At 50.6% G+C, this 13,151-nt stretch carries 12 protein-coding genes; 6 read left to right on the forward strand and 6 right to left on the reverse strand.

From position 1 onward, the window contains the following. Nucleotides 1-42 precede the first annotated feature (42 nt). Nucleotides 43-1,878, forward strand: a complete 1,836-nt coding sequence (gene recQ, locus BFJ94_RS00875) for a DNA helicase RecQ (protein ID WP_120460313.1) — start codon at nt 43-45, stop codon at nt 1,876-1,878. Between the two features lie 15 nt (nt 1,879-1,893). Beyond that, entirely contained in the window at nt 1,894-3,675 is a 1,782-nt protein-coding gene (locus BFJ94_RS00880) for a B12-binding domain-containing radical SAM protein (RefSeq protein WP_120460315.1), read from the forward strand. Between the two features lie 131 nt (nt 3,676-3,806). Here the strand turns inward: BFJ94_RS00880 and BFJ94_RS00885 are convergent, their stop codons facing one another. Beyond that, nucleotides 3,807-4,220, reverse strand: coding sequence for a YjdF family protein (locus BFJ94_RS00885; RefSeq protein ID WP_120460317.1), 414 nt, complete (start codon nt 4,218-4,220; stop codon nt 3,807-3,809). Between the two features lie 192 nt (nt 4,221-4,412). Between BFJ94_RS00885 and BFJ94_RS00890 the strand changes: the two genes are divergently transcribed. The 3 genes from BFJ94_RS00890 to BFJ94_RS00900 all read left to right on the forward strand — a co-directional run bounded on the left by BFJ94_RS00890 (nt 4,413) and on the right by BFJ94_RS00900 (nt 7,055). Next, the gene (locus BFJ94_RS00890) at nt 4,413-4,649 is read left to right on the forward strand and encodes a hypothetical protein (RefSeq protein WP_120460319.1); all 237 of its coding nucleotides are present in this window, start codon (nt 4,413-4,415) and stop codon (nt 4,647-4,649) included. 112 nt (nt 4,650-4,761) lie between these two features. Further along, entirely contained in the window at nt 4,762-5,844 is a 1,083-nt protein-coding gene (locus BFJ94_RS00895) for a nitric oxide synthase oxygenase (RefSeq protein WP_120465033.1), read from the forward strand. A gap of 14 nt (nt 5,845-5,858) precedes the next feature. Further along, on the forward strand, nt 5,859-7,055 hold the full coding sequence (locus BFJ94_RS00900) for a glucosaminidase domain-containing protein (protein ID WP_120460321.1): 1,197 nt from the start codon (nt 5,859-5,861) through the stop codon (nt 7,053-7,055). 46 nt (nt 7,056-7,101) lie between these two features. Here the strand turns inward: BFJ94_RS00900 and BFJ94_RS00905 are convergent, their stop codons facing one another. The 3 genes from BFJ94_RS00905 to mnmL are packed head-to-tail and all read right to left on the reverse strand — an operon-like array spanning nt 7,102 to nt 9,626. Next, nucleotides 7,102-8,031: an alpha/beta hydrolase gene (locus BFJ94_RS00905; RefSeq protein WP_120460323.1), complete on the reverse strand. Its 930-nt coding sequence runs from the start codon at nt 8,029-8,031 to the stop codon at nt 7,102-7,104. 57 nt (nt 8,032-8,088) lie between these two features. After that, entirely contained in the window at nt 8,089-8,673 is a 585-nt protein-coding gene (gene mnmM, locus BFJ94_RS00910) for a tRNA 5-(aminomethyl)-2-thiouridylate-methyltransferase MnmM (protein ID WP_120460325.1), read from the reverse strand. Between the two features lie 2 nt (nt 8,674-8,675). Then, nucleotides 8,676-9,626, reverse strand: coding sequence for a tRNA modification radical SAM protein MnmL/YtqA (gene mnmL / locus BFJ94_RS00915; RefSeq protein WP_120460327.1), 951 nt, complete (start codon nt 9,624-9,626; stop codon nt 8,676-8,678). 434 nt (nt 9,627-10,060) lie between these two features. On the opposite strand from mnmL, the gene trmB reads away from it, so the two are divergent. After that, complete coding sequence (gene trmB / locus BFJ94_RS00920) at nt 10,061-10,807, forward strand: tRNA (guanosine(46)-N7)-methyltransferase TrmB (protein ID WP_120460329.1); 747 nt, start codon at nt 10,061-10,063, stop codon at nt 10,805-10,807. Nucleotides 10,808-10,902: 95 nt separating this feature from the next. On the opposite strand, the gene BFJ94_RS00925 is transcribed toward trmB, so the two are convergent. Together BFJ94_RS00925 and BFJ94_RS00930 are read right to left on the reverse strand one after the other, a co-directional pair. Further along, nucleotides 10,903-12,042 (reverse strand): MGDG synthase family glycosyltransferase, encoded by a 1,140-nt coding sequence (locus BFJ94_RS00925; RefSeq protein WP_120460331.1) that lies wholly within the window; start codon nt 12,040-12,042, stop codon nt 10,903-10,905. A 50-nt stretch (nt 12,043-12,092) separates the two neighbouring features. Beyond that, entirely contained in the window at nt 12,093-12,620 is a 528-nt protein-coding gene (locus BFJ94_RS00930) for a phosphatase PAP2 family protein (RefSeq protein WP_120460333.1), read from the reverse strand. Nucleotides 12,621-13,151: the final 531 nt, after the last annotated feature.

A 13,151-nucleotide genomic window follows, 5' to 3' on the forward strand; every position in this document is an offset into this window, starting at 1 on the left:
TCAGACAGAGCGGGCAGGAACGGTGCAATAAGGAGATATGATATGAAAACGGAGCTACATATGATGGAAGAAGCCAAGCAATTACTGCAAAAATACTACGGTTATCCCGACTTTCGCGAAGGTCAGCGCAAAATCGTAGCGAGTGTGCTGTCCGGCGCGGATACGCTGGGTATTATGCCGACCGGGGGCGGGAAATCGATCTGCTACCAGATTCCGGCGCTGATGCTGCCGGGGCTTACCTTGGTAGTCTCACCGCTGATTTCATTAATGAAGGATCAGGTCGACGCCTTGCTGGCAGCGGGGATATCCGCCGCTTACATTAACAGCACCTTGACCGGCAAAGAGGTCAATGAACGGATTCGCGCGGCCAAGCGCGGCGAGCTTAAGCTGCTCTATGTCGCTCCCGAGCGACTGGAGCTCGACTGGTTCCGCGAGGAAATGAAGGCGCTGACCATCTCGATGCTGGCGGTGGATGAAGCGCACTGCGTATCGCAATGGGGGCATGACTTCCGCACGAGCTATCTGGCGGTCACGCCGTTCGTGGCCGAGCTGCCGCGCCGCCCGATCGTCGCCGCCTTTACCGCGACAGCCACGCCAGAGGTCATGGACGATATGATCGGATTGCTGAAGCTCCAGGAGCCAGCGGTGTTCGTCACCGGACTCGGCCGGGACAATCTGTCCATGTCAGTGCTGCGCGGGGAGAATAAGCGGGAATTCGTGCTGAATTACGCCCATACTCACGCCAGCCAGCCGGGGATCGTCTATGCGGCGACCCGTAAGGATGTGGATGATCTGTATGAGCGGCTGCAGGCCTCGGGAATTCCGGCCGGACGATACCATGCCGGCTTATCGGATCAGGAGCGGGATGGGAGCCAGGAGGCTTTTCTCTATGACGATATCCGCGTTATGGTGGCGACGAACGCCTTCGGTATGGGCATTGATAAATCCAATGTCCGCTATGTAATTCACTACAATATGCCTAAGAATATGGAGGCTTACGTCCAGGAAGCTGGTCGCGCCGGGCGTGACGGTGAGCCGAGTGAATGTATTCTATTGTTCAGCGGCCAGGACATCATGACCCAGAAGTTCCTGATTGAACAGAATCCCCAGGATGAGACGCGCAAGCATAATGAGTATCGTAAGCTGCAGCAAATGATAGAATATTGCTACTCTACCAAATGTCTGCGTTGGGGGATGCTTGATTATTTCGGCGAGGAGCATGACCATACGCCCTGCGGCATCTGCAGCAATTGCCGAGATGAGCGCGAGCTCATGGACGCTACGACCGATGCGCAGATCATCTTCTCCTGCATCCATCGGATGAGAGAGCGATTCGGGGTGGCACTTGTATCTTCGGTCCTCAAGGGCTCACAGAGCAAAAAAGTGCTCCAATACCGCTTCGATCAGCTATCCACCTATGGCATGATGCGGCGGCGGACGGAGAAGGAGATCTCCGAGCTGATCAATGTATTGATCGCCGAAGGCTATTTAACGCTGTCCGAAGGCCAATATCCTGTCGTGAAGCTGGCGCCGCTGGCGATTCAAGTGCTGAAGGGCGAGCAGCAGGTGATGCTGCGTGCGCCGGAAACACCACAGACGGCAGGCTCAGGCAGCACAAGGCGCCGAGGCCGCAATTACGACGAAGGGCCGTCAGCGGTGAACGAGACGGTGTTCGAGCAGCTGTGCTTGATCCGCCGCGATCTGGCGCAGAAGGAACGGGTTCCGTCCTATATTATTTTCAATGATGCGACCCTGCGGGAAATGAGCGTAGTCTGTCCGACTTCCGAGACGGATATGCTGAGAATAAAAGGCGTGGGCGAAGTGAAATTCCGTAAGTACGGCGCGCCTTTTCTGGAGTTTTTTCAAAATATGGAATAGGGTTGTGAACAGAGCATGAAAGTCATCTTGGCTACATTAAACGCAAAATTTATTCATACTTCGCTGGCGATTCGGCTGCTCAAGGCCTATAGCGGCGGAGAATTCGATATCGATCTGGCAGAGTACACGATCAAGGACCCGACGATGAACATCGTATCGGATCTGTATCAGCGGAAGCCCGATGTGATCGGGTTCTCCTGTTATATCTGGAATATAGAAGAGACGCTTAAGATCGTGGATCTATTAAAAAAAGTGCTGCCCGATACGTTCATCGTGCTCGGCGGTCCCGAGGTGTCCTACGACACCGTGTATTGGATGGAGCGCTGTCCGAATATCGACGCGATCGTGATGGGGGACGGGGAAGAGACGTTTCATCACTTACTGCAGGAGTTGGCTGGTGAACGTAAGCTTCATTTCGTCTTCGGCGCCACCTATCGTAAAGGCGATGAGGTTATCGTCAATCCGCCCCGGCCGAAATGCGATCTCAATACGTTGCCCTCTCCGCACCGTTTTCCCGAGGATATTCCGAACATTAGTAAACGGATTATTTATTTTGAGACGAGCCGTGGCTGTCCGTTCAACTGTCAATTCTGCTTGTCCAGCATCGAGGTCGGGGTGCGGTATTATGATATCGAGCGCGTAAAGTCGGACATTCTGTACCTGATCGATCATGGCGCGAAGGTGATCAAGTTCCTGGATCGCACCTTCAATATTAATCGTAGCTATGCGATGGAGATGTTCCAGTTCCTGATCGACAATCACCGCGGCTGCGTATTCCAATTCGAGATCACCGCCGATATTATGAGGCCCGAGGTACTTGATTTCCTGGCCGAGAATGCGCCGCCGGGGATCTTCCGCTTCGAAATCGGTGTGCAGTCGACCAATGATCCGACCAATCTGCTGGTGAAGCGGCGGCAGAACTTCACTAAGCTGACCCGTACCGTGACCAAGATCAAGCAGAGCGGCAGGATCGATCAGCATCTTGACTTGATCGCCGGTCTGCCTGAAGAAGATTATCCGACTTTCCGCAAGACCTTCAACGATGTGTTCGAGATGCGTCCGGAGGAGCTGCAGCTTGGCTTCCTGAAGATGCTACGCGGCACTGGGCTGCGCAACGAGGCGGCCAAATACGGTTATCAGTATATGGACCATGCGCCCTATGAAATATTGGGCAATGATGTGCTGCCTTTTAGTGACGTGATCCGGCTGAAGCGGCTGGAGGATGTGCTGGAGAAATATTGGAATGACCATCGTATGGATCATACGATCGAATACCTGATTACGCAGGAGTTCACATCCCCATTCGATTTCTTCCAGCAGTTCGGTGATTATTGGGAAGAGCGGGGGTGGCAGCGGATCGGCCATCAGCTGGAGGACTTGTTCTCACGACTGCATGAGTTCCTGATTCAGCGAGGCCTGAAGCAGCCGGAGATCGTGCTCGGCTTGATGAAGCTCGATTACTATCTGGGCCATAAGTATAAGCCGCGTAAAATATGGTGGGAAGACCGGATGCATAAGCATGAGCGCAATAGCTACATCAAGGCTCTGGCCTCGGGTACGCTGGAACTGCCTGACGAGCTAGCCGCCCGGAATAGGGATGAACGTGAGCTGATGAAATACGCAGTGATCGAGGAGCTTCCGTTCTCGCTTACCGAAGTTTTAGCGGGCCAGCCAGCTACTTGTTCTGAGGTCAGGGACGGCAAAGGCTCATTGCTTGTCGTGCTGTATCAGCAGGAGGCTGATCAACATCCCGTATACTATACACTGCCGTTGACGTCGGCAGCTGTGCAGGAATAAGATGACTTCAAGAGAGAGCCGAACTTGGGATTTAGCAGAGAATAATCTGATTGCGAACTAGAAAAGGTCGCTTTTGGGAGCGACCTTTTCTAGCATAGTTACCTATTCATAGGAGGGAAGAGCCTTAGAAATCATCTTCCACGATGTTTCTTTTTGGCTTTCTGACGTTTAAGCGAATATTTGTATTCCTTTAACTCCTCCAGACTTTCTTTGCTTTGGGTCTTCCGTTCCTTCTTTCGCGCTTCTGTCTCCAGTTTTATCGCTTCTTGAGCTAAGGTGGAGATTCCTTTCCTGTGGATCTCTCTTGCTGCTTGTCTGGCCAGCCTTTTAGGATTGATTCGCTGACGAACGACATTTGGACATGTCTCCACACCTTGTCTGTTTTCAGCGATGAGATCCATCATTTTGTGGCATACAAAGTCCAGAACCTCATTATCTTTGGGCTCGGTACCAAATAAATGCTGACAAGCTGTTAGATTGGAACCGATTTGGTTTTCTACAACACCGACCCAAAACTGACCATTAAAAAATACGGTTAGCTTCACGCAACCGCCCCCTTTGATTTGATTCAGAGTGGCGGACATCCCAAGGGGGAAGGTTACTGATAAGAAAAAGAATGAACTTTTCTTACGTCCGGACTACCGACCGGAGCTGTGTTTTTACACTCTATTTTCATTATTCATAAATATGTCTTTCATTTCAAGATCATTTTCACTATTAATGAATAAGGAGACTTCATGGGAAACTATCAAATATGTGACTTCTGCGGGAATCTATCCGAGAAGAGAAGCAGGAAAATGTGCGCGAGCTGTGAAGAGGACTACCGGCAAATACGCGACATTGTCGAGGCCAAACCGGATACGATGGTGATCGATATATCCCGGCAGACGGGAATTCGGGTGAGTAAGATTATTGCCTTCGCGCAAAAAGGCTTCTTCATCTTGAACGAAGGAACGATCGAAGGACTCGACTAATCTCTAACGAAACGCCATATCGCTATTTTCGCAAAAAAGGGGAGGTATCATATTGAGCGACACAGATGCAGAGAGCAAGCTGCGGGAGCAAGAAGGAGATCGCATCCTCTACATGAAAGCTGAGGTGTTCATCTATCAATGCTATAGCGAGTTGAATAAGTCGGAGGAAGAGGCTCAGCGGCGAATGCAGGAGATTGAAGCGGAGATAGAGCGCCTGGGAACCTACGAGCTAAGCTATGAGGAGCTGGAGTATGGAGCCGGAATGGCCTGGAGGAACAGCAATCGTTGTATTGGCCGGCTGTTCTGGGAGTCATTGAACGTCATCGACGCACGTCATAAGTCTACGGAAGCGGAGATTGCCGAGGCCCTGTTCCATCATATTGAGTATGCCACGAATGGCGGGAAAATCCGGCCGACTATTACGATATTCAGCCAGAAGACGTCCGGGTGGCAGCTCCGCATCTGGAATCATCAGCTTATTCGCTATGCAGGTTATGTGACCAAGGACGAGGACGGGAACGGGGATGGAGTAATCACCGGAGATCCTCACTCCGTGAGCTTTACCGATCAATGCATGGAATTAGGCTGGCAGGGTGAGGGTACCCCCTTTGATCTTCTGCCGCTCGTTGTGCAGGTGAATGATCAGAAGCCGCAAGTCTTTTCGCTACCGGAAGGCTTGGTGCAGGAAGTGCCGATCAGACATCCCAAGTACAGTCCATTCAACGAATTGCAGATCAAATGGTACGCCGTGCCGATTATTTCGGATATGGGTCTGGAGATCGGGGGGCAGCATTTTACGGCTGCGCCCTTCAATGGTTGGTATATGGGGACGGAAATTGGCGCTCGCAATCTGGCGGATGAGGGAAGGTACAATTTATTGCCCAAAATGGCTGAAGCGATGGGGCTGGATACCGCGTCCAACCGAACTCTATGGAAGGACCGCGCGCTTGTGGAGCTGAATGCGGCGGTGCTGCAATCCTTTAGACAAGCTGGAGTAAGCATCGTGGATCACCATACGGCAGCGGAGCAGTTTGCGTTATTCGAGCACAGGGAGGAGCAGCAAGGGCGAAATGTCACCGGGAACTGGACCTGGCTTATTCCTCCGGTATCTCCTGCCACAACCCATATCTGGCATAGACAGTACGATAACACGATAGTTACCCCTAACTTTGTCAAGCAAAATAAACCCTATTAAGCTGGGATGATGAAATGCGGGAATATGTCTTATCGAATGGCGAAGTAATTCGGCTGAAGCAATACATAGAGCAGAAATATGAGAATCTTGGAGCAGAGCAGAAGCTGGCGATCTGGTCCGATGCGGCTCATCGGATTATTGAGAGCCGTCTTCCTGCTTTTCCCGATGAAGTGAAGAAGCGGATGCGCGCAGAATTGTTGTACAAGCAGAGAGAGACGCTAGTCATTCATCAGGATGATGCCTTGCGGGAGTTCATGACATTGGATTTGAATCAGGAGGAATTACTCGCTCCCTTGACAGTCTGGGTGAGCAGCCGCTCTGCTCTGCCCTTGGAGGATGAGGACGTTAGGCATACCTTGCAAAAATGGGCTCAACATACCCCAGATCATATCTCCTTGGAGGCACTAACGGAAGAAGATGCTAAGGCTGCAGAGGCCTCCCAGCCTATGCAGAAGCCCGGCTGCGCCCTTGATGAGACAGCTGCCGCTATTGAAATTACCGATATGGCGAACTTATCCGGCGCAGCTCATTCAGCCACTCCGGCTCCTCTGCCGATGCACAGGATTTGGCTTGGACACCCACGAGCGATCATGGCATCGGTCTCATTGGGGTGTCTTGCTGCTGCGGTCGTCCTTGTGTTCACGGCGAACAGCCTCCGTAATGAGCCGCCTGTGGCTAAGGCCCGCTCCTATCCGAGCGTAATGGAGATTATGCTGCGTGATATTCGCGAGCGGGAGAGCTTGCGAAGGGCGGGCGGTATCCCGGCCGAGCTCCGCTATGTAGAAGTGGATAAGACGCGGGTACGCGTATTTTTACAGGATAGAGGCTCTTTGCTGGCGGATGAACCGTATTTATCGGCGATCATCGCCTCAGCGAAGCGATATGATATTCATCCTCTGCTGTTATTCGCGATTACGGGACAGGAGCAAGGGTTCGTGCCTAAGGATCATAAGGAGGCCGAGCGGATCGCGAATAACCCGTTCAACGTATTCGGTAGCTGGGAGAGCTATAACACGTCCATCGAGGCTTCCGCGGATATCGCGGCCAAGACAGTGAGGAATATAAGCCGTCGCCGCCAGGGAAGCGAGCACCCGATTCAGTGGTTAAATCGAACCTATGCAGAGGACCCGGAGTGGTGGACTGGCGTAACCTGGATATTCAATACGATGCAGCAACAAATTGAAGGGAAATCCTTCGAGTGGGCCAAGTAGCCAGCTCTCGTAGAATTTCCCTCTTCGACATTTTTAACGAAAACATCTACGACACATGCCGCTCCAGCCAACCGATGACATCGCGCGTGACTTCGTCTCGATTGATCTCATTGAGCATTTCATGTCTTCCTCCAGGATATAACTTCACCTCAAGATCCTTGATCTCTAATTGCTCATACAATTGAGCCAGCTTCTTGACTCCAGCACCGCTCAATCCAACCGGGTCCTGCTCTCCGCAGAAGATATAAACCGGCTTATCCTTCGGAATCCGGCACAGATGATCCGGGCGGTGGATCTCTCGGAGGATACCGAACAGGCCCTGAAAGAATTCCGCGCTGCACAGGAAGCCACAGTAAGGATCAGCAATGAACTTATCTACTTCGGCCTCGTCGCGGGACAGCCAGTCAAAGGCGGTTCGTACCGGACGGAATTGCCGATTGAAGCTGCCGAAGGAGAGCGCGTTCAGGAACACACTCGGATGACTGGGCCCCTGCAGCTTCATCTGCAGCCGGGCGAGCCCATCGCCGAAGGAGAGGAAGGGGCGGGGGCCGTTGGTTCCGGACAGGATAAAGCCGGTGTACAGCTCTGGAGCTGCGTACATCATCTTCTGTGCCAGGAAGGAACCCATACTATGACCGAGCAGAAACAACGGCAGCATCGGGTGCTTCTCGCGAATGAGATCGCCGAGCTTGGTTAAATCGCGAACCATGCCATTCAGACCGTCCTTGCCAGGCCAGCCGAGCTCGGATTCATCGGCTGCCGTCAGGCCGTGGCCGCGATGATCACCTGCGTAGACCAGGAAGCCTGCCCCGGTCAGGGCCTCGGCGAAGCGGGCGTAGCGCTTGGCCGTCTCCGCCATTCCATGGGCGATCTGCACTACGCCGCGCAGCGGCAGCGTGGTATCGTCAGGACACCAGTGATACACGAACACCTGCTGACCGGCATCATTTCCGAAAGTAAAGGTTTTCTCTTGCATATGTCAAGACACTCCTTCTCATGATTTCCCTGATACTCATATATTTCCAGTTTAACGCTATTTCTTCTCGATGGCTATGAGATAAGGCGCATGAGGACGCTGAATTTGTCGATATAGTATAGTCTGCCCGACGGAGGCAGGCAGGGCGGCGGCCCAGGCTTGAACCGCTTCAGCCTCCCGATCCCCGCCCGGATGACCGGGATAGAGGACAGCGGTCACAATTCCCCGCGGGCGCAGCAGTGAAGTCGCCGTCTCCAGCGCAGCAAGGGTAGTCTCAGCAAGCGTAATCAAGGAATGATCGGCCCCTTCCGTCGGAAGATAGCCGAGATTGAACATCACTGCGCCTAAATGGCCATGGACTGCCTGCGGGAGCAGCTCCTTCATGTCGGCATGGCTTCTCTGAAGCAGATGAACCTGTGCCAGTTCAACCTGATCCGCTTCTTTAGCCAATCTTTCCCCAGTCAACCGCAGTGCCTCAGCCTGAATATCGAACGCCCAGACTTGTCCGCGCCGTCCGCAAGCTCTAGCAAGGAACAAAGTGTCGGCTCCGGTCCCCGCGGTCGCGTCAACAGCCGCGTCTCCAGACTGTAGTCGATCAGCCGCCAATTTATGAGCATAGCTCAATACAGAAAGAAAGCCCATCTTTATCCCCTCCAATACTTACCTTGCCAGGAATCTCTGCGCTTCAATTCATCATCGAACGCATTCAGCACTTCCCATTTCTTGAGACTCCACATCGGACCGATCAATAGATCCCGCGGCGCATCGCCGGTCAACCGATGGACGACCATCTCTGGTGGCAGGAATTCAAGGGTATCCACGATCAGTTTAATATATTCATCCTTCTCCAGAAAACGCAACAGTCCTGCTTCATATTGCTTGACCATCGGTGTCTTGCGCATAAGATGCAGCAGATGGATCTTGATGCCCTGAACGTCCATATTCGCAACGGCGCGCCCGGTATCGAGCATCATTTCATGGGTTTCCTGCGGCAGTCCGTAGATGATATGGGTACACACGCGGATGTTCCGCTTGCGCAGCTTCTCTACGGCATCCAGATAACACTGGGTATCATGAGCCCGGTTAATCAGCTCCGAGGTGGTATCATGGATCGTCTGCAGACCCATTTCAACCCAGAGATAGGTCCGTTCATTCAGCTCGGCCAAATAATCGACCACATCATCCGGAAGACAATCCGGGCGCGTAGCAATCGATAAGCCGATGACTCCGGGCTGCTCGAGAATCGCTTCATAGTACTCGCGGAGTACCTCGACTGGAGCATAGGTGTTCGTATAGGCCTGGAAATAACCGATATATTTGGCATGCGGCCATTTTTGATGCTGTTTATCGCGAATTTTGTTGAACTGCGTCACAAGGTCGTCGCGGCGACTGCCAGCGAAATCCCCGGACCCCCTCGAGCTGCAGAAGGTGCAGCCGCCTTTGGCGATGGAGCCGTCCCGGTTCGGACAGGTAAATCCGGCATCGAGCATCACCTTGAACACTTTATCGCCGAATTGATGTCTCATTTCATAATTCCATGTATGGAATCTTTTGTCAGACCACAGCAAGGGGGAAGCAGATAATGGTGTATTCATTTAAAAACTCCTTTATTTGTCACAAAAATATGCGAAATTCTCTCTGTTGCTCGTAAAGCCTGCCCTATAGCGGGCTCTCCTGACTTATTGTATCAAAGATCAATTAAAAAAGGGAATGAAGGCCTACTTCCTTCTGTTGCGATGGCCAGGCGATTATGTTATTTTGATTGTAATAACATTCGTTGGACCCCAATTCCAAAATAGATGAAGAAGGAATCTTTTCCACTGTCTCCCCGGCGGTGTGAAGGGTTCCTTTTTCTCTGCGGCTCTTTACTTTTCCGACGAACTTCGGCACAATATTTCAGTAATCGTTTTATTTTGCAATCAATTTTAGTGTGTGTTCAAAAAAGATCGATTTTCAGCACCGAGAAGGTTGAATGAAGCTGAGCATAAGCGGACTTTTTGAACTATCTCTAAGAAAGCGGAGGAATGACATGCGTTTACGCGGTAGAAAAGGAATACGGGAAAATCTGGAGCAGCAGCCTGATCTGGTTGTGCTCGATCCCCAGCAATATAAAGGACGCTGGTCTCAGCTGTTCGGCAATGATCGTCCTATTCATGTCGAGCTCGGCATGGGTAAAGGACAGTTTATCAGCGGCATGAGCGCGAAATATCCAGATGTGAATTTCATCGGCATGGATATGTATGATGAGTTGATTCGTCGCGGCAGTGAGAAGGTACGGACGATCCATCGTCAGGAGGATGCAGAGGCAGCCGACGAAGCTGGTTCAACCAGCGATAGCGATGAAGGTTCATTCAATGTCCGGCTAGCGCTCGGCAATGTGGAGCATCTGGAGGAGATTTTTGCCCCGGGTGAGGTGGAGCGGATTTACTTGAATTTCAGCGATCCTTGGCCGAAGAAGAAGCATGCGAGAAGACGTTTGACTCATCCGCGCTTTTTGAATAAATACCGCTCTATTCTGAATGAGAACGGAGAGATCCATTTCAAGACGGATTCACGCTCTTTATTTGAGTTTTCGCTGAATGCCTTCGCTGCGTCTGGCTTACAGATGAATAATATTTCGCTCAGTCTGCATGAGAATGGCATTAATGAAGAGCATGTAATGACCGAGTATGAGCAGAAATTTGTCGGTAAGGGAATGCCTATTCACCGCTGCGAGGTCATCATCGGAGAGACGGCTCTGGGTCGGTATCATGAGCGTAAGATGGATCAATTTTAAAATATAATAGTCTTAAAATCATAAAAACGCCCTTGGCTCTAAGCCAGGGGCGTTTATTGTTGGATTATGCCGAAAACGTTTAAGTTGTTTAAAGATCAATTAACCTGCTGATTGTTCGAAGCAGCCAGCATATCTAGAATCGCTTGGGCACTCTGCATTGGATGATAGCTTGCGATATGCTCCAGCACCTTCTCGCGGTTGCGGGATACTTCCTCATAATTGTACAGCAACCGATGAATCCAGCCTTCAATATCGCCTAAGGAGTGGATCTGCGTTCCCCAGCCCTGTGATGCGAAATACTGCGAATTCTCTTCTTCCTGACCGGGAAGAGGCTTATGGAACAGCATCGGGATGCCTTTGGCCAGGCCTTCAGTACAAGTCATTCCCCCGGGCTTCGTAATTAACAGATCGGAGACCTCCATCAGCTTGTCGATCTCCCTCGTGAAGCCGAGCAGATGGATATTGGTATGGATATATCGCTCATCCTTACGCATTTTATCGAGCTGCTTGGTGTTATTGCCGAAGCAGAAGATGATCTGAATCTCATTACGATAGGACGCGAGCAGCGAATTCACCGCCTCATCCTTCATAAATCCCCAGCCGCCGCCCATGACGAGCACAGTAGGCATATTCTTCAAGGCGAATTGGGAGCGAATATCATCCTTCTGATGCCTTTCCCAGAAGTTAGGGTGTACAGGAATGCCAGTAATCTGGATCTTGGCGGCCCCGACCCCCCGTTCAAGAAGCTTCTCTTTGACCTGCTCGGTCGATACGAGATAACGGTTCACCTCACGGCTGACCCAGGCGCCATGCACATCATAATCCGTAATGACAGTGCATAGCGGTACATCGAAGCCGAGCCGCTTGATCCGCGAAATAACCACGCTTGGAATCGGATGAGTACAGACGATGACATCGGGATGTAACTGACGTATGATCTGTAAAGTCCGTGTATAGAATATCCGATGAAGAGCAAGCGTCGTGAAACGGTTCAAAGATTTATTATAATTGCTGCGATACATCATGCGAACGAGCCGAGGCTGGGAGGATACCGTCTTCTTATAGGCAGTTATAATGACTGGCGCTACCCGCGGGTTAAGAAAACTGCCCAGTTCCAGCACTCTCGTCTGAATATGCGGAGCAATTTTGCGTAAACTGCTGGAAAGTGCATATGCTGCTTGCGTATGTCCTGCTCCAAACCCCTCAGATAAAAGCAATACTCTTTGTTTTTGCACTTTGGTTTCACCTTTTCCTGCAAGGTTTTCTACCAACTACAATATCCCGTTTACGTCCATAATGCAACAGTTCCAAACGCTACGGAGGACCCGATGACTGCCCCTGCAAGCACGTCTGACGGGTAGTGCAGCCCCAGATAAATTCTGGATATTCCTACGAGCAGAGCGATTGGTCCTAGCACAAAAATAAGCGATGGCATGACGACCATGAACGGCATGGTGATAGAGAAAATCGCCGTCGTATGCCCGGAAGGAAAAGAATGGTCGGTCAGCGGATTCGGAAAAGTCTTCGTGTCCGGAAGCGCCAAATAAGGGCGGATGCGCGGGTAGATCTTCTTGGCTATAGCCACTGGTATATGGCTTAAAGACAAGGCGGTTAAGGCCTGCAGCCCCAGACGACTCCATGGATTCGCTGTGAAATACCAGACGAGCACAGTGGTTATAATTGTAAACCAGGCTCCGCCTAAATGCGTGATATAATAAAATCCGAAATTTAAGGATTTACGATGTAAACGTCCGTTAATTCCTTTAAAAATCTTTTGGTCGAGCAGAGTAAGCTTTTGAAGCAAGGAATTCATAGGATACCTCCGATATAATTTGGCGAGCAGTAGTAGCATGTCATTTCCGAGTTAGACTTATCATATTTTTATTTTGTTGCCTTTTCAAGGGTTGAACGCTTTTAAGCAGCAGATTTTTGATTTCTGTTAATAAGGGCATTACAATGTTTTAATGATAACAAATTTATGTAAACAATATTGAAGAATTAAGTAACTTTTTTGTGTTGTTTTCGTTATTAAGGATGTATTGGAAAGGCCAAAAAATTAACATTCCGATAAAAAAGGGGGTCTAAAGAAATAAAAACCGTCTAAATGGATGAAAATAAGACCAAACTGCACTGAAATAGAGTTGCGGTGGATCATGCTTGAATAGAGGGTGGCTCCGGTCGATATTTACGCCACGATGACGTTACATCGTTTTTGACAAATAGGCCGAAGTCATGGAAAATCGTAATGCAATGTAAGAAAATGTTTTTTCTCAAAAACATAATGAAGAAGAAGGGTCATTAAAAACTCCGCAAAAAACAAAAAAACAAGAGATGGAGTTTTGAA

It is taken from the genome of Paenibacillus aceti, from assembly GCF_003614185.1.
Lineage (GTDB): Bacteria > Bacillota > Bacilli > Paenibacillales > Paenibacillaceae > Fontibacillus > Fontibacillus aceti.